The sequence below is a fragment of the Streptomyces tauricus genome, from assembly GCF_014650955.1.
GTDB lineage: Bacteria > Actinomycetota > Actinomycetes > Streptomycetales > Streptomycetaceae > Streptomyces > Streptomyces tauricus.
In genome coordinates, this window is the sequence record NZ_BMVY01000037.1 from 1 (window position 1) to 15342 (window position 15342).

At 71.8% G+C, this 15342-nt stretch carries 16 protein-coding genes; 10 read left to right on the forward strand and 6 right to left on the reverse strand.

Annotated elements, in window-relative coordinates; all coding sequences use genetic code 11:
* Nucleotides 1–233: 233 nt before the first annotated feature.
* Nucleotides 234–560, reverse strand: a complete 327-nt coding sequence (locus tag IE278_RS35080) for a hypothetical protein (protein ID WP_189778567.1) — start codon at nucleotides 558–560, stop codon at nucleotides 234–236.
* A gap of 356 nt (nucleotides 561–916) precedes the next feature.
* Nucleotides 917–1864: an SDR family NAD(P)-dependent oxidoreductase gene (locus tag IE278_RS35085; protein ID WP_189778569.1), complete on the reverse strand. Its 948-nt coding sequence runs from the start codon at nucleotides 1862–1864 to the stop codon at nucleotides 917–919.
* Nucleotides 1865–1972: 108 nt separating this feature from the next.
* Between IE278_RS35085 and IE278_RS35090 the strand changes: the two genes are divergently transcribed.
* The 3 genes from IE278_RS35090 to IE278_RS35100 all read left to right on the forward strand — a co-directional run bounded on the left by IE278_RS35090 (nucleotide 1973) and on the right by IE278_RS35100 (nucleotide 4163).
* A complete protein-coding gene (locus IE278_RS35090) occupies nucleotides 1973–2638 on the forward strand; it encodes a TetR/AcrR family transcriptional regulator (RefSeq protein ID WP_189778571.1) in 666 nt (221 codons plus the stop codon).
* 258 nt (nucleotides 2639–2896) lie between these two features.
* Nucleotides 2897–3691 carry a hypothetical protein gene (locus IE278_RS35095; protein WP_189778573.1) on the forward strand — a complete coding sequence of 265 codons (795 nt, stop codon included), beginning with the start codon at nucleotides 2897–2899 and terminating at the stop codon, nucleotides 3689–3691.
* On the forward strand, nucleotides 3684–4163 hold the full coding sequence (locus IE278_RS35100; RefSeq protein WP_189778575.1) for a GntR family transcriptional regulator: 480 nt from the start codon (nucleotides 3684–3686) through the stop codon (nucleotides 4161–4163). Before IE278_RS35095 ends, IE278_RS35100 begins: the two co-directional genes overlap by 8 nt.
* 45 nt (nucleotides 4164–4208) lie before the next feature.
* Here the strand turns inward: IE278_RS35100 and IE278_RS35105 are convergent, their stop codons facing one another.
* Nucleotides 4209–4829, reverse strand: coding sequence for a TetR/AcrR family transcriptional regulator (locus tag IE278_RS35105; protein WP_189778577.1), 621 nt, complete (start codon nucleotides 4827–4829; stop codon nucleotides 4209–4211).
* 110 nt (nucleotides 4830–4939) lie between these two features.
* Here IE278_RS35105 and IE278_RS35110 point away from each other — a divergent pair, with 110 nt between their 5' ends.
* Together IE278_RS35110 and IE278_RS35115 are read left to right on the forward strand one after the other, a co-directional pair.
* Nucleotides 4940–5743, forward strand: a complete 804-nt coding sequence (locus IE278_RS35110) for a siderophore-interacting protein (protein WP_189778580.1) — start codon at nucleotides 4940–4942, stop codon at nucleotides 5741–5743.
* Nucleotides 5744–5754: 11 nt separating this feature from the next.
* The gene (locus tag IE278_RS35115) at nucleotides 5755–7962 is read left to right on the forward strand and encodes a 2Fe-2S iron-sulfur cluster-binding protein (protein WP_189778581.1); all 2208 of its coding nucleotides are present in this window, start codon (nucleotides 5755–5757) and stop codon (nucleotides 7960–7962) included.
* 58 nt (nucleotides 7963–8020) lie between these two features.
* On the opposite strand, the gene IE278_RS35120 is transcribed toward IE278_RS35115, so the two are convergent.
* On the reverse strand, nucleotides 8021–9148 hold the full coding sequence (locus tag IE278_RS35120) for an alkene reductase (RefSeq protein WP_246571163.1): 1128 nt from the start codon (nucleotides 9146–9148) through the stop codon (nucleotides 8021–8023).
* A gap of 61 nt (nucleotides 9149–9209) precedes the next feature.
* Here IE278_RS35120 and IE278_RS35125 point away from each other — a divergent pair, with 61 nt between their 5' ends.
* Both IE278_RS35125 and IE278_RS35130 read left to right on the forward strand, forming a co-directional pair.
* On the forward strand, nucleotides 9210–9593 hold the full coding sequence (locus IE278_RS35125; RefSeq protein WP_189778586.1) for a MerR family transcriptional regulator: 384 nt from the start codon (nucleotides 9210–9212) through the stop codon (nucleotides 9591–9593).
* A 276-nt stretch (nucleotides 9594–9869) separates the two neighbouring features.
* On the forward strand, nucleotides 9870–10601 hold the full coding sequence (locus tag IE278_RS35130; protein WP_189778659.1) for a dienelactone hydrolase family protein: 732 nt from the start codon (nucleotides 9870–9872) through the stop codon (nucleotides 10599–10601).
* A gap of 31 nt (nucleotides 10602–10632) precedes the next feature.
* Here the strand turns inward: IE278_RS35130 and IE278_RS35135 are convergent, their stop codons facing one another.
* Nucleotides 10633–11538, reverse strand: coding sequence for a squalene/phytoene synthase family protein (locus tag IE278_RS35135; protein ID WP_189778588.1), 906 nt, complete (start codon nucleotides 11536–11538; stop codon nucleotides 10633–10635).
* 169 nt (nucleotides 11539–11707) lie between these two features.
* Nucleotides 11708–12673: a lytic polysaccharide monooxygenase gene (locus tag IE278_RS35140; protein ID WP_189778590.1), complete on the reverse strand. Its 966-nt coding sequence runs from the start codon at nucleotides 12671–12673 to the stop codon at nucleotides 11708–11710.
* A gap of 242 nt (nucleotides 12674–12915) precedes the next feature.
* On the opposite strand from IE278_RS35140, the gene IE278_RS35145 reads away from it, so the two are divergent.
* The 3 genes from IE278_RS35145 to IE278_RS35155 are packed head-to-tail and all read left to right on the forward strand — an operon-like array spanning nucleotide 12916 to nucleotide 15280.
* On the forward strand, nucleotides 12916–13596 hold the full coding sequence (locus IE278_RS35145; RefSeq protein ID WP_189778591.1) for an ABC transporter permease: 681 nt from the start codon (nucleotides 12916–12918) through the stop codon (nucleotides 13594–13596).
* Complete coding sequence (locus tag IE278_RS35150) at nucleotides 13593–14258, forward strand: ABC transporter permease (protein WP_189778661.1); 666 nt, start codon at nucleotides 13593–13595, stop codon at nucleotides 14256–14258. The genes IE278_RS35145 and IE278_RS35150 overlap by 4 nt, the downstream gene beginning before the upstream one ends.
* Nucleotides 14255–15280 carry an ABC transporter substrate-binding protein gene (locus IE278_RS35155; RefSeq protein WP_189778593.1) on the forward strand — a complete coding sequence of 342 codons (1026 nt, stop codon included), beginning with the start codon at nucleotides 14255–14257 and terminating at the stop codon, nucleotides 15278–15280. The genes IE278_RS35150 and IE278_RS35155 overlap by 4 nt, the downstream gene beginning before the upstream one ends.
* Nucleotides 15281–15342 lie beyond the last annotated feature (62 nt).

A 15342-nucleotide genomic window follows, 5' to 3' on the forward strand; every position in this document is an offset into this window, starting at 1 on the left:
ACTCTCACGAGAAGATCGACAGTCACACTGCGTACGCGACCACACGAAGTGGACCAGAGCCTGAGTTGGGGAGTCGCTTCGCGATGAGTGCGGGAGTCGCGTTCTGACCGAGTTTGCGATGTCGGTGAGTGGGCTAGCTGCACCAGCGTGGGTGCCGATCCCTATCCGGCGATCGCGAATGCGTGCGCCCTGCGCGTTGATGGTTGCAGTGCAGCACCGCACGCGTTTCTGCTTCAGGTGCTGGTTGTGATCTGGTCCGGGGCGGGCTGGGGCAGTGGCCAGTAGGAGCGGTCACGGCCGCCGCCGAGGCATGCGAGAAGGACGTCTTCGGGCATCTGCAGCGCCGGGGCGCAGCGGACGAGCTGGGTCGGTGAGATGGCGCTCGTGCCGTCGAGCCATGCGGTGATCAGTGTCTCGGGCAGGATGGCTGCGTCGGCCAGGTCGGCGCAGGTCATGTTGTGTGACGTCAGTTGGTGGCGCAGGGTGCGGCGTGAGGTGTCCGGCTCGGCGAGTTCGTTGAGCCGCGCGGTGATCTTGCGGGGCAGCTGTGGGTCGGGCACGGGGCGTGCGGGATTGTGGTGCGCCAGGTAGGACGGGACCGGGGCCGCGAGGGCTCGCAGTGCGTAGGCGGAGCAGTCGTCGAGGAGCTTCAGGGCCCAGGTGCGGGCGTGACGCTCATTCTGGTCCGCTTGCAGCCTCCAGACGTGGGAGCGGGCAGCTAGGCAGAAGTCGCGGTCGACCAGGAGCGGTCCGGCCTGCTCGGCCTGAGCCCGGTCGCGGCGCGGCCCCTGCCCTCCCGCCGGGCCCGCTGAAGGCGCGGGGACGGGTGCGCTGACCGACGCGGTGTGAGCGGCCCGTCGGTCGCGGTGCCACCCGCGTGCGCCGCGCCGAACCGGCTCCCCCCCGTCGGCGCGGGCTACATCGTGATGGCCGATCCGGAGGGAATCGAGTTCCGCTGGGGCCGGACGACGGGGAACTGCACCCCGGTGAGGTCTTCGGAGACGGACCACAGCCGTTGCTGGACGGCTGCCTCGTACGACTCCGGGCTGGAGGTGACCAGCCGGGGGTGGCCCATGACCTCGTAGCGTCCACCGGGACCGTAGTACTGGCCGCCGAGCACGGCCGGGTCGGTGGCGGCGCGCAGGGTCGGCAGCGCGCCCATCGCCGGGGTCTGGGTGATCAGCGGCGAGAGCCAGGTGAGGGGAAGCCGGAGGGCCGCGGGGGTGTTGCGGGCGAGCTCGGTGCCGGACAGGCCGGGGTGCGCGGCCACCGCCACAGTGGTGCCGTGCGCGGCGAGCCGGCGCTGCAGCTCGTACGTGAACATCAGGTTGGCCAGCTTGGACTGGCCGTAGGCGCCGACCCGGCTGTACGACCGCTCCCACTGGAGGTCGTCGAAGTGGATCGCGGCCCGGATGCGGTGGCCGGTGCTGCTGACCGTCACCACGCGCGAGCCGGGGACCGGCAGCATCAGGTCCAGCAGCAGCCCGGTGAGCGCGAAGTGCCCGAGGTGGTTGGTGCCGAACTGCATCTCGAAGCCGTCCCGGGTGGTCTGCTTCGGGGTGTACATCACGCCGGCGTTGTTGATCAGCAGGTCGATCCGGTCGAACCGGGACCGCAGCGCCGCCGCCGCGGTCCGGACGGAGTCGAGCGAGGTCAGGTCCAGCGCCTGCACCCTCACGTCGCCGGTGATGCGGGCCGCGGCCTGCTCGCCCTTCTCGACGTTGCGCACGGCGAGCACCACGGACGCCCCGCGCTCGGCGAGCGCCTTGGCGGTCTCGTACCCCAGTCCGGTGTTGGCGCCGGTCACCACGGCCACCCGCCCGCGCTGGTCCGAGATGTCCGCCGTCGTCCACTTGTCGCTCATGTCAGGCCCCTGCCTTGTTAAGTACCGGAGGTATCTTGCGCTCCAGACATTAAAGTACCCCAGGTACGTTGTCAACGTACCGCTGGTACCTAAGCTAGGCTGGTGATCGTGACGTTCCAGCGGGCGCGAACCGAAGAGCAGCGGGAGATCCGCCGACGGGCGATCCTCGACATGGCGTCGGCGATGCTCGACGAGATGCCGGTGGCCGCGGTCACGTTGAACGAGCTGAGCCGCCGGGTGGGCCTGGCGAAGCCGAACGTGCTGCGCTACTTCGAGTCCCGCGAGGCGGTGCTGCTGGAAGTGCTGGACCACTTCCTGCGGGAGTGGCTGGCGGAACTGGCGGGCGAGTTGGCGGCCGGTGTCGACGAGGATCTGCCCATGGCCGAGCGGGCGACGGCGGTGGCCGAGATCCTCAGCCGCTCACTCTCCGGCCGAGCGGTGCTGTGCGACCTCTTCGGCGCACAGGGCAGCGTCCTGGAACACAACGTCTCGGTCGAGGTCGTCGCACGCTACAAGCGCGCCTCCCTGGACCGCCTGACGACCATGACCGACCTGATCCGGAAGTACCTGCCGGAGCTGGGCGAGAGTGCGACGCTGTTCAGCCTGCAGACCATGGTCCTGGCCGGCGCGCTGTCGGCGTACAGCACGCCTCCGCCCAGCCTGCGGGCGGCCTACGAGGCCGAGCCCGAACTGGCCCGCTTCCACCTGGAGTTGAAGGACTCCCTGAAGCTGTCCCTGAACGCCACGCTCCTGGGTGTGCTGCCCCGCCACTGACCTGCGTCGCTCCGGACAGGCCGGAACCTCTGCGTTTCTCGCGCTCGGACGGTGTCGGGCTCGGTCGATGCCGGCGGCACGGGTAGCGGCCTCGGGCCCGGTTCCCCCGACGTCGTGCGGCCTCCGCCGTCGGCCGGTGCTACCCGTCCAAGGGTTCTCCCTCGCGCACCCCTCTTGTATCGACTGTTTGACACAACACTCCGGCTGGGGCCATCTTGTACGCATCGATTGGTACAAGCTCGCTCGGGGGATCTCCAGATGCTCGACACCGTCCCACTGCAGTCCCGGATCCTCGATCACGCCGACCACTACGCCCGTTGGTCCGGTCTGGCCATCGGGATCGTGGTCGCGCGGCATCTGGTCACGATGGCCAGCGGTGACATCGCGCTGCCCCTGGTGTTCGCCATCACCGCCTTCGGGCTGTGCGCGGTGGGCGGTGTGCTGCTCGGCGACGCCCTCACCCTGCCTCCTCAGGAGGCGGTGCGCACCGCGAGCCTCGCCCCGCGTCTGATCCGGGACCAGGTGCCGCCGCGTATGGCGCCCCTGCTTCTCGTGCAGGCCATGTTCCTGGTGGGCCTGTTGGTGGTCGGCGCGGTCACGGCCTCCTCAGTCGTCGACCGGCCCGACAGGGCGGGGAGCGTCGTCAACGTCACCTGCGAAGGGATGCGCACATCCCTCGGCCCCTGGCCCGGCCTGTACTACAGCGGCCCGATGTTCGCCGCGCTCGCGGTGGCGACCCCGGTCTGCGTCTGGGCCCTGCGCCGCATCGCCGACGGCACAGGCGACGAACAGCAGCGCCGCGACCGCGCGTGGGCCATCACCGGAGCCTGGGGGCTGCTGGTGTCCAGTCAGGTGCTGCTCGTCGTGCTGATGCTGTTCGTCGCGCTCACGGACAAGGCCTGCGCCGGCCCGCTGGGCGCTGCCACCATCGTGGCGATCTGCCCCCTGGGCCTGCTGGGCATGTTCTGCTTCGGATGGTCCCTGGCCACCGTGGTGGCACCCAGGGCGGTCGACGACGAGGCAGCCCACGAGGGGACTTCCGGCGATGAGTGACCCCGTCATCCGCGTCGACACCACCAGCCAGGTGCCGCCGTACGAGCAGATCCGCGCCCAGCTGGCCGCACTGATCCGCACCGGCCGGCTGGCCGAGGGGGAGCGGCTGCCGACCGTGCGCCAACTCGCCACCGACCTCGGGCTGGCGCCGGGCACGGTGGCCCGCTCCTACCGCGAACTGGAGGCCGTCGAGCTGATCCGCACCCGCCGTGGCGCGGGCACCAGGGTCGCCCCGCTCCCGCCGGACACACCCGCGCACGACTCCGGTCAACTCACCACGTTGGCGCGGGACTTCACCTCCGCCGCCCGAGCGATCGGCGCGGACACCGAGGACATCCTGACCGCCGTCCGCGACGCCCTGGAGCCCGGATCCCCTGCCTCCGCACCCGCACCTGGAAGCGGAACGCGCGGGCACAGGACCGCGGGCGTCACCACGGCGGTCCAGCGGCTGCCCCGGGGAGCGGGGCGCTGAAGGGGGTCGACTCCCCGGTCGTCGTACCAGGCCCCGCACGGGCGGTTACCCGTCCCCGCCCAGATACCGAGTGATCATGGCCGCCAGCTCCCTCTCCAGCCGCTCGACCTGGATGGGGTGCGGGCTCGCCATGAGCTTGTGGGTGTTCATCTCCACCGTCCCGACGACGAGTTCCGCGGCCATGTCGAGATCCTCCACCCGGACGTCCGGATGCCGGGCGAGCACATCGCGTATCTGCTGCACCCGTGCCTTGCCGTGCCGGTCCATCGCTTCGATCAGTTCGCCGGACACCGGCGCCTCCTCGATCATCATCCGCAGCAGTTGCGGGTCGTCGCGATGGTGGTCGATCGCGTCGCGGACCAGGGCCAGCACCGTCTCCTTCAGGCTGCCGGGGGTCAGGTCCAGCCCCTCGGCCCCCGTCCAGCCCCCGCGGTCGATGTGACGGACCAGCAGTTTGGCGAGGATGGCGTCCTTGTTCGGGAAGTACTGGTACAGCGAGCCGATGGACACGCGGGCGTGTTCGGCGATGCGGTTGGTGGTGCCGGCGGCGTAGCCGTACTCGGCGAAAACGTGAGCAGCGGCGCTGAGGATGCGCTCACGGGTGAGTTCGGCGCGCACCTGCCGAGGCGTACGACGTGGGGTGAGACGGCGTTCGTCGGAGGGCATCCGTCGATCCTTCCGGGCGGCGAAAAGCGAGTAGCCAAGAGCTGAGCTTTTACTCAGAATAGTGCCATGACCTGCGCAAACAAGCTAAGTCAAGCAAGCGGAGCGCGTCCGTGATCCCCCAGCCGAGCGTTCCCCGGGAGCGCAGGACGATCACCTTGGAAGTGCGGCGGCGCGAGCTGCTCACCCCCGGCTTCGCCCGCGTCACCCTCGGCGGCCCCGGCGTGCTGGACCTCGTCCCGGGAGGCGGCGACAGGGCTGTCCGTCTCTTCTTCCCGAGGGAGGGGCAGAGCGGACTGAGGATGTCGAGCGCCTCGAACGAGGCGGCGTGGATGGTCCAGGTGATGGTCATGCCCAAGGCGGTCCGCCCCTGGGTGCGCAACCTGACCGTACGGCGGCTGCGCCCCGCGGAGCAGGAGATCGACATCGAGTTCGCCCTGCACGGCGACTCGCCCATGAGTGCGTGGGTGCGCCGCGTCCGGCCGGGCGATGCGGCCGGGATCTTCGACCTGGGGACCAGGTACCGGCCGCCCGCACAGGCCCGGGGGCGGCTCCTGGCGGGTGACGAGACCGCGCTGCCGGCCATCCTGTCGATCCTGGAGGGCGACCCGGACCCGGTACCCACCGAGGTGTTCGTGGAAGTGGCGACCGCGGCCGACGTCCGGCCCGTGCCCGTGCCGGCCGGGGTGCGCGTCCACTGGCTCAGCCGCGACGACGAACGCCTGCGGCCCGGCGTCCGCGTACTGGAGGCGATCCGCGACGCCGAACTGCCCGACGGCCCCCTCCACGCGTGGGTGGCCGGCGAGTCCCGGCTGGCCACCGGCGTCCGGCGGCATCTGGTCGATGACCGCGGCGTACCCAGGCGGGACATCTCGTTCCACGGCTACTGGCGACTGGGCCGGTCCACCCCCGGCTGAAAAGGACTCCCATGCAGCAGCACACCTTCCGGCCGGACGCCTTGCACCGGCTCTCCTCCGCGGCCGAGGTCGAGGCCGTCGTCGGCCGCCCCGCCGCGATCGTCATGCGCAAACAGATCAGCGTCCTCGACGCGGGCTGCCGTGACGTCCTGGCCCACAGCCCGGTCGCGGCCTTCGGCCACCGGGACGCCGACGGCACCCCCCGGACCACCTTCGTCGGCGGGGCGCCCGGGTTCGCGCGCGTCCACTCCCCGAAGCGGTTCTCCTTCCGCGCTCCCGGCCCGGCCGTCGCGCACGGTCCCGTCTCGCTGTTCTTCCTGCTGCCCGGTGTGGGCGAGGTGCTGCGCGTCAACGGCATCGGGTCCGCCCTCAGGGGCGGGGAGACGGCCGTGGACATCACCGAGGCGTACGTGCACTGCGCGCAGGCCGTGATCCGTTCCGGCCTGTGGGAACCGCCCGCCCTGTCCCGGGCGGCCGAACCGGTGCAGGGCGAGGGCCCGTTGACCGGCCCCGGCGTGAGCGACTTCCTGGCCGCCTCACCGTTTCTGGCCCTCTCCACCTGGGACACGGACAACGGCAGCGACACCAGCCCGCGCGGGGACCGGCAGACGGTCGCCCGCGTCCTGGACGGCCGCACCCTGGTCCTCGCCGACCGCAGGGGGAACAAGCGCGCGGACAGTCTGCACAACCTGCTGCGGGACGACCGGCTCTCACTGGCCGCGCTCGTCCCCGGCCGCAGCGGCGTCCTGCATGTCCATGGGCGGGGCGCGATCACCGACGACACCGCGCTGCTGGAGACGATGGCCCTGCGCGGGGCGCCACCGCATCTCGCGCTCGTCATCGATGTGGAGTACGCCGAGGTGAGCGGCAACGACGCGGTGTCCGGCGCGCGGCTGTGGACGCCCGACGGACGGACAGGTGACGGACGGACAGGTGACGGCCGGGCACCCGACATGATGGCCCTGGGCGGCGCCCACCTGGCCGCCAACTCAGCCGAGTCCGGGGGCAGATCGGCATGGCTGATCAAACTCGTCACCTCCCTCCCCGGGGTGAGCCGCCTCCTGCGGAAGGCCGCCGACCGCGCCTACGTCTCCGGCCTGCGCAAGGAGGGGTACGACGACGTTCGGGCCCCCGCCGCCACGCACCGCGGCGACACCCCCCGAGCAGAGGCGGTGGAGAGCCCGCTGCGGTCCGTGCGTGTCCGCGAGATACGCCAGGAGACACCCACCGCGCGGACCCTCGTCCTGGAGGACGCGGCCGGTGGGGCGGAGCGGTTCGACTTCCACCCCGGCCAATTCTTCACCCTGGTAACGGACTTGGAGGGCCAGCCGCTGCGGCGTGCCTACTCGGCCTCCTCGGTCCCCGGTGCGACCCGACTGGAACTCACCGTCAAGCACGTGGAGGGCGGACGCTTCTCCACGCACGCCCACCACGGGCTGCGTCCAGGAGACCGGCTCGCGGTACGCGGCCCCTCCGGCACCTTCCACGCCCCGGCGCGGGCGCCCGACGATCTGGTGCTCATCGCGGCGGGCAGCGGCATCACCCCCATGATGAGCATGATCCGAACCCGCCTGTCCGACCCCGCGGCGGCGGGCAGGATCCATCTGCTCTACAGCAGCCGGAGCCCCGAGGACATCATCTTCGGCGACGAGTTGACCCGTATGGAGAAGGACCGTCCGGACCTGCTGGCCGTCACTCACGTCCTCACCTCCCGTGACGGCCGGCTCGACGCCGAGCGCGTCCGCGGCTGGGTGACGGGCCTGTCCCTGTCCGACGGGTCCGACGGCGCACATCACTACGTCTGCGGCCCCGACGCGCTGATGGACACCGTCCAGGACGTCCTGCGGCAGCTCGGCGTGCCGGACGAACGCACGCACCAGGAACGCTTCACCGGTGGTGTGGCCGCCCCCGCCGCCGTGGCACCCCAGGAGCTGACAGTCGAGAGGGACGGGAGCCTCGTCGGAGCCACCGTGGTCGAGCCAGGCCAGACGTTGCTCGACGCCGCTCTCGCCGCGGGACTGCCCATGCCGTACTCCTGCACGGTCGGCAACTGCGGTGAGTGCATGGCACGGATCCGCGGCGGGGAGGTCACGCAACCCGAGCACACCTGCCTCACGCCCGGACAGAGGGCCGAGGGCTACGTGCTGACCTGCGTCGGTTGTCCCCTCTCGAAGGTGACGCTCGACATCGCCGATCCGGCGGTCCCCGAACGGCCTTGAGGTCCGGGAGCGGCACCGCCGGGGGAGCGCAGGGCTCCCGAGGAGCGCCCTGCGCCGGTCAGTTGGGGGCGGGAAGGGTCGGGTAGTCGGTGTAGCCGGTGGCTCCGCCGGTGTACATCGCGTACTCGGCACGTACGGGGTTGACGGGGGCACCCGTACGGATCCGCTCGACCAGGTCGGGGTTGGCGAGGAAGGGACGGCCCAGGGCGATGAGGTCGGCGCCGGCGGCCAGGAGGCGTTCGGCGGCGCGGCGGCCGCCGTCGGCGGGGATCCGGTCCGGTGGCAGGACGGGGTTGGCGATGAGGGTGCCGGTCCAGATCTCGCGCAGCCGGGCGAAGAGCGGCCGGCCGGGGTCGGCGAACGCGATGTGCAGATAGGCCAGGCCCTTGTCCGCGTTGGCCGTGAGCAGGGCCGGGTACAGGTCGTCCGCGTCGGTGTCGGTGATGCCGTTGACGGTGTTGCCGGGTGAGACGCGCAGACCGGTGCGCTCGGCACCGATGGCGTCGGCGACGGCGTCGACGACCTCGGTGGTGAACCGGATGCGGTGGCCGACGCCGCCGCCGTACGCGTCGGTGCGGTGGTTGGTGTTGGGGGCGAGGAACTGGTGGAGCAGATAGCCGTTGGCGCTGTGCACCTCGACTCCGGCGAAACCCGCGTCGACGGCTCGGCGGGCGGCGTCGGCGAAGTCGCGGACGGTCCGGCGGATGTCGTCGGCGGTCATCTCGCGCGGAACGACCGCTTCCTGGCGCCCGGTGGGGGTGTGGATGGTCTCGGGGAGCGGGATCGGCGAGGGGGCCAGGGGAGTGAGGCCGCTGTTGTCGGGGTGGCCGACGCGGCCGCCGTGCTGGAGTTGGAGGAACATCGGACCGCCCCCGGCGGCCTGTACGGCCTTGGTGACCTGGCGCCAGCCCGCGGTGTGGGCGTCGGTGTGCAGGGCGGTGATGTTCGGATAGGTCTGGCCGACCGCGTTCGGGGTGGACGCCTCGGCGATGATCGCTCCGGCCGTGGCGCGCTGGGCGTAGTACTCGGCCATCAGCGGGGTGGGGGTGCCGTCGCTCTCCGCACGGTTGCGGGTCATGGGGGCGATGACCAAGCGGTTCGCCACCTCGTGGGTACCGAGGCGGGCCGGGGCCAGGAGGGGGGAGGCCGTCGTCAGGAGAGGGGAGGTCGTCGATTCGTACGTCATGTGGGTACCGTAGAACTTGACGTCAATGTGAGAATCAAGCGGAAATGATGTGATCTGCGTCATGCGAATCGGTGAGCTGGCCCGGCGCACGGGCGTCAGTGAACGGTCGCTGCGGTATTACGAGCAGGAGGGCCTGCTGACCGCGGAGCGGACGCCGGGCGGGCACCGGGACTACACGGAGCCCGCGGTGGCCCGGGTGCGGCGGATCCAGGAGCTCTACGCGGCCGGCCTGTGCAGCTCGAAGATCGTGCGACTGCTCCCCTGTATGCGCGACAGCGACGGCGGACCCGCGGAGACGGCCGACGCGTTCCTGGTGAGCGAGCTGACGGTGGAGCGGGCCCGCATCGACCGCATGATCGAGGACCTGCGGCGCTCCCGCTCCCTGCTGGACGCCATCATCGACACCGCCGCCGCGCCCCCGGACCGGGGGAGCCCTACGCCCTGACCAGGGTGTGCGAGCCCCGGCGGGGAACGCCGGGGACACCGTGCCCCGGGCGCCGCGAAAAACCGTTGGCGGGCCACGGCGGCCACTGCTACTTTTCCGGAGGCCGTGCGACAGAACGAGGAGGTGGTACCCGTGAACGCAGTATCGACATGGGTGCTCCCCTCCGGGGTCACGGTCGGGCGATAGATCGTCCGGGAGCGCCGTTCAGCAGCACTCCCGAAAGGCCCGACCATGCGAGACACGACCAGGCGCGACACGAGCATGCACGACACGCCCCTGCGCTTCACTTCCGAGCAGCGCCACGACGACGGCGTCCTCGAACGCGAATTCACCCTCGGCGAGATCCCCGGCACCCTGTGGACGCCCGGATCCGCCGCATCAGCCGCACCCGCCCCGCTGATCCTGATGGCCCACAACAACGGCCTGCCCCAGCGGGAACCCCGGCTGGGGGCCCGGGCCCGGTACTCCGCGGCACGCGGCTACGCGGTGGCCTCCATCGACGCCGCCGGGTGCGGTGACCGGCCCCGTTCCGCCGCCGACGAAGAGGCCCGCGCCGAACTCCGCCGGACGCTGCGGGCCGGCGAGCCGGCCGACGAGATCTTCGAGTCCCTCGTCGGCCCGATGGTCGAGAAGGCGGCCCCGGACTGGCGGACCACCCTGGACGCCCTCCTTGCGCTCCCCGGGATCGACGGCCCGGTCGGCTACTCGGGGTGGACCGCCCTCGGCATCCGGCTGGCGGTGACCGAGCCGCGCATCACCGCCGCCGGGTTCTTCGCCGGGGGATACGTGCCCCGTGCCCAGCGCGCGGAGGCCCGGCAGGTCACCGTCCCGCTGCTGCTCCTGCTGCAGTGGGACGACGAGGGGAACCCCCGGCAGCGGGCCCTGGACCTGTTCGACGCCTTCGGCGGCAAGGAGAAGACGCTGCACGCCAACATGGGAGGGCACACCGGGACCCCGTGGTTCGAGACGGACGACGGCGTCCGGTTCTTCGACCGCCACCTGAAGTGAGCCCGCGGGGCCGCCGTGGGCGGTCGGGCCGCTAGAAGGCGCCGACGGGTTCCGTACGGCGGGTCAGCAGGCGCAGGCACGCCACCGGACGGTCGCGTACGGGGCGGCGGGTGACCGTGGCGCCCCGGTCCGTCACCGATTCCAGCCGCTGATGGTGCAGGTCCAGGACGAAGCGCATCAGCCGCCGGTGTTCCTCCGAGCAGTGGTCAAGCAGCACCCCGGCCTCCCGGAGCGTGGCGCGCGCGGTGCGGGCGGTGGCCGCGACCAGCGCGCGTACTCCGGGCAGGTCGCGGCCCCGCTCCAGGTCCTCGCGCGTGATGTCGTACCGGTCGAGATCGCTGACGGGCAGGTACAGGCGCCCGGCGCGCAGGTCCTCGTGCAGGTCGGTCAGGATGTCCGTCCGCTGGGCCGCGTCGGCGAACAGCCGGCAGGCGGCGGCGAACTCGGCGCTGCCGCCGCCCTGATGGGCCAGCCCCGAGGTGATCATCAGGAACGGCCAGGTGAGCCGCTCCACGTACCGCTGGTAGTCGGCCTCGGTGGCGAAGCCGGGGAAGTCGAGGTCGATCCGCGCGCCGTCCAGGTACGAGTCCACCCACCGGCGCGGCAGCTCGCGGGTGGCCGCGGTGTGCAGGAACGCGCGCAGCAGCGGGTGTTCGGCGCTTCCCGAGTCCAGCGCCGTCCGCACCCGCTGCGCCCACGCGTCGTAACGCCGGGTGCGTTCCTCGACCGTGCCCCGGTCGCAGACGTCGTCGGTGTAGGAGGCGAACGCGTAACCGGCGAGGACATGGGGCTGATGGTCGGCGGGCACCATCAGGCGCACCGCCAGATAGCCGGCCGGCTCCCGCCTGCGCATGAACCGCGCGACCTTCGTGTAGTCGTCACGCAGCACGCCCTGGCTCACCTCGGCCGCTTCCAGACTCCTCCGCCAGGTCCGCACGTTCCGCTCTCCTGAAGCTGCCAGTCGTCAACCGCCGAAGCGACGCACGCTATCAGCCACGTGATCTTCGACAGACGGCAGGTCCGCACGGCAGGTCCGGGCGGCAGGCCGGGGCCTGGGTTCCGGGCGGTGGGCCCGGGTGCCGGCTCCGGGTGGCAGGTCCGTGCGGTCAGCGGCGCCTGCGCAGGGTGTACGCGGCGCCCGCCGTGATCAGGAGCCCCGCCGCGCCGCCCGCGACGAGGGGCAGGGCGGGGGCCCGGTCGTCCTTGCCGGAGGTGGCGGAGGAGACCGCCTCGCCGGAATCGCTGGTCACGGTCTCCGACGGCTGCGGGGGTGCGCTGCTCACGTCGGCCGCGGACTTCGACGGGGAGGGGGTCCCGCCGCTCCCGGCCGCGGACTTCGTCGGCGACGCGGCGGGCTCGCGCGTACCGGAACCGCCTGAACCGGCCGAACCCGTCGAACCGGCTGAACCGGCGGATCCCGCGGACCCGGCCGTGTCCTTCGCACCGGGGAAGACCACGTCCGAGCACGAGTAGTACGTGTCCGGCGTGCTCGTGTTCTGCCAGATCGTGTACAGCAGATGGCGTCCGGTGCGGTCGGCCGGCAGCTCGGCCTTGATCCGGTAGGCGCCGTTCACCAGCTCCGGGTCGGTGGCCGTCGCGAAGGGCCGGGTCGGCAGGTCGGACCACGTGAGCGGCTTCGTCGGGTCGTAGCCGTCCTTCGTCAGGAACAGCTTGAACGTTCCCGTGTGCGGGATCGTCGACTTGTAGGTGAGCGTCATGCTCGCCCCGGCGGTGAGCCGGGTCGAGGGCCAGTCGGCGCGGGCCAGGTCCAGGCCCCGGTAGGCGGGGAGGCCCCCGCTGCACAGCTTGCCGTCGGGGACGACCTGCCGGTCCCGGCCGCCGACGCCCGCCAGCCGCAGGTTGTCGAAGACGGCGACACCGGAGGCGGTGGCGGCCCGGCAGGCCGCCGACCGGGCCTGCTGCCCGCCCTCGGGGGAGCAGGCCACCACCCGGCTGACCGGATCCGTCGGCGCTCCGTGCGCGGCGGCGGGCCCGGCGGCCCCCACCGCGAGCAGGAGCGTGGCCGTCCCGGTGAGGACGACGAGGGCGGCGGTGCGGGGTGCGGTCGTCATGGGCGGGATTCCTCCTGGGACGGCGGGCAGGGGCAGCCCGCTGTCCCTGAAGTACGGGAGAGGCGCAAGGGACGTTCAACTCCCCCTGCGTTCACCTCCCCTGCGCCCTGCGCGCAATTTCCTCCACGGGTGTCTCCCGCTACGGGTGACTCCCCGTACGGGCCATCAAGACGCGCCCTCCGCCGCCCGCCCCGCTGGAATGGGAGCGTGACCGGACTGGACCCCGTGACCGGAAGGGACCCGTGACCGCGCCCCCGGACGACTGCCTCGCACGCAACGAGTGGATCTGCGGTGAGTATCTGAGCACCCGCCGCGACATCCTCCTCGACGCCGTCGGCCAGCACCTCCAGCTGACGGTGCTCTCCGTCCTCATCGGCCTGGCGATCGCGCTGCCCCTGGCCGTGGTGGCCCGCCGCTGGGGCTGGGCCGCGGGCCCGGTGCTCGCCGTCACGACCGTCCTCTACACGATCCCGTCGCTGGCGATGTTCTCCCTGCTCCTGCCGGTGTACGGGCTGTCGGCGGCCCTGGTCGTCGCCGGCCTCGTCCTCTACTCACTGACCCTGCTCGTACGGAACATCCTGGCCGGGCTCCGGGCCGTCCCCGAGGACACCCGGCAGGCGGCCCGCGGCATGGGATACGGGCCCGTCCGGCTGCTGCTCACCGTCGAGCTGCCGCTGGCCCTGCCCGCCGCCATGGCGGGACTCAGGATCGCGACCGTCTCGGCGGTCTCGCTCGCCACGGTCGGCGCGATCGTCGGCTTCGGCGGGCTCGGCAACCTCATCTACGCGGGGATGAACACCTACTTCAAGGCCCAGGTCCTCACCGCGTCCGTGCTGTGCGTGGTCATCGCGGTCGCCGCCGATCTGCTGCTGCTCGGGATCCAGTGGCTGATCACCCCGTGGACGAGAGCGAGGCGCGGATGAACACCCTCACCGACGCCTGGAACTGGCTCACCGACTCCGCGCACTGGGCCGGCGACGACGGCGTCTGGCACCGGCTCGGCCAGCATCTCGTCCTGACCGTCGTCTGCCTGGTGATCAGCTGCCTGATCGCGCTGCCGGTCGCCCTCGTCCTCGGCCACCTCGGCAGGGGCGGCGCGCTCGCCGTCAACATCTCGAACGTCGGCCGGGCCGTCCCCACCTTCGCGGTGCTGGTCCTGCTGCTGCTCACCCCGATCGGCGACTGGGGCGAGGGTCCCACCGTCGTCGCGCTCGTCCTGTTCGCCGTACCGCCGCTGCTCACCAACGCGTACGTCGGGATGCGCGAGGTCGACCGTGACGTCGTACGGGCGGCCCGCGGCATGGGAATGACGGGCCGGCAGCTGCTGTGGCGGGTCGAGGCGCCGCTCGCGATGCCGATGATCCTGGGCGGGGTGCGGCTCGCGGCCGTCCAGCTCGTGGCCACCGCCACGATCGCCGCGCTGGCGGGTGGCGGCGGACTCGGACGGATCATCACCGCCGGGTTCAACCTGGCGAGTACGCCGCAGGTCGTCGCGGGGGCCGTTCTCGTGGCCGTCTTCGCCCTGCTCGTCGAAGCGGTCTTCGAGGCGGCCGAGCGGCTGCTGCCCCGGCGGGGCACACGATGAGGGCGGGGTGCGCGACGGGGACCGGGTGCGCGACGAGGACCGGGTGCGGGAGAGGGGCGGCGTACGCGGTGAGCCGGCGCGGGCCGCTCGCCCACCTGTTCCTCCTTCTCCTGCTGCTCCTGCCGACGGGCTGCGCCTCCGGCCCCTCCCTGGAGAACCAGGACCAGGTCACCGCACCGCCCGGCGACAGCAAGAGCCTGATCATCGGCTCGGCCGGCTTCACCGAGAGCGACCTGCTGGCCACCCTGTACGGACTGCTGCTGGAGCAGGCCGGGTACAAGACGTCGACGATCACCGTCGCCAACCGCGAACTGTACGAACCCGCCCTGGAGTCGGGGCAGATCGACGTCGTCGCCGAGTACGCGGCGACCTTCGCGGACTGGCTGAACGCCAAGACCAACGGGGCGGACGCCCCCGCCGTCGGCTCACCCGACCTGGCCGCCACGATGGCCGCGCTGCGGAAGCTGGCCACGCCCCGCGGACTCACCGTCCTCGACCCCGGCGAGGCCGTCGACCAGAACGCCTTCGCCGTGACCCGGGACTTCGCCCGCGAGCACGACCTGAAGACACTCAGCGACCTGGGGGCGTCCGGGGTGCGCGTGCGACTCGCGGCGGGTGACGAGTGCGTGCAACGGCCCTACTGCGAACCGGGATTGAAGAAGACGTACGGCATCGACATCACCGGTGTGGACCCCAAGGGCGTCGGCACTACGCAGGCGAAACGGGCCGTGCAGAACGGCCAGGACCAGATGGTGCTGACCACCACGACGGACGCGACCCTCGACGACTTCGGCCTGGTCCTGCTCACGGACGACAGACACCTCCAGAACGCCGACTACATCGTGCCGGTGGTCAATCGCTCGCGGGCGGGCGGCAAGGGGGTGGCGACGGCTCTCGGCAAGCTCAACGGGGTGCTGACGACACGGGACTTGGCGTCCATGAACCAACAGGTGGACAGCTGGCGCCGACTGCCCGAGGACGTGGCCCGGACGTATCTGCGGGAGAACGGATTGCTCCCGTAGCAAGGCCGTGACGACTGTGGCCGTACTGGTGCGACACAACGCCTTCCCGCACGACCTCCGCG

Coding starts and splice junctions, on each gene's coding strand:
- IE278_RS35095 (WP_189778573.1), top strand. CDS start 2,897: ATGCTCGACACCGTCCCACTGCAGTCCCGGATCCTCGATCACGCCGAC.
- IE278_RS35150 (WP_189778661.1), top strand. CDS start 13,593: ATGAACACCCTCACCGACGCCTGGAACTGGCTCACCGACTCCGCGCAC.
- IE278_RS35140 (WP_189778590.1), bottom strand. CDS start 12,673: ATGACGACCGCACCCCGCACCGCCGCCCTCGTCGTCCTCACCGGGACG.
- IE278_RS35085 (WP_189778569.1), bottom strand. CDS start 1,864: ATGAGCGACAAGTGGACGACGGCGGACATCTCGGACCAGCGCGGGCGG.
- IE278_RS35100 (WP_189778575.1), top strand. CDS start 3,684: ATGAGTGACCCCGTCATCCGCGTCGACACCACCAGCCAGGTGCCGCCG.
- IE278_RS35125 (WP_189778586.1), top strand. CDS start 9,210: ATGCGAATCGGTGAGCTGGCCCGGCGCACGGGCGTCAGTGAACGGTCG.
- IE278_RS35115 (WP_189778581.1), top strand. CDS start 5,755: ATGCAGCAGCACACCTTCCGGCCGGACGCCTTGCACCGGCTCTCCTCC.
- IE278_RS35105 (WP_189778577.1), bottom strand. CDS start 4,829: ATGCCCTCCGACGAACGCCGTCTCACCCCACGTCGTACGCCTCGGCAG.
- IE278_RS35155 (WP_189778593.1), top strand. CDS start 14,255: ATGAGGGCGGGGTGCGCGACGGGGACCGGGTGCGCGACGAGGACCGGG.
- IE278_RS35120 (WP_246571163.1), bottom strand. CDS start 9,148: ATGACGTACGAATCGACGACCTCCCCTCTCCTGACGACGGCCTCCCCC.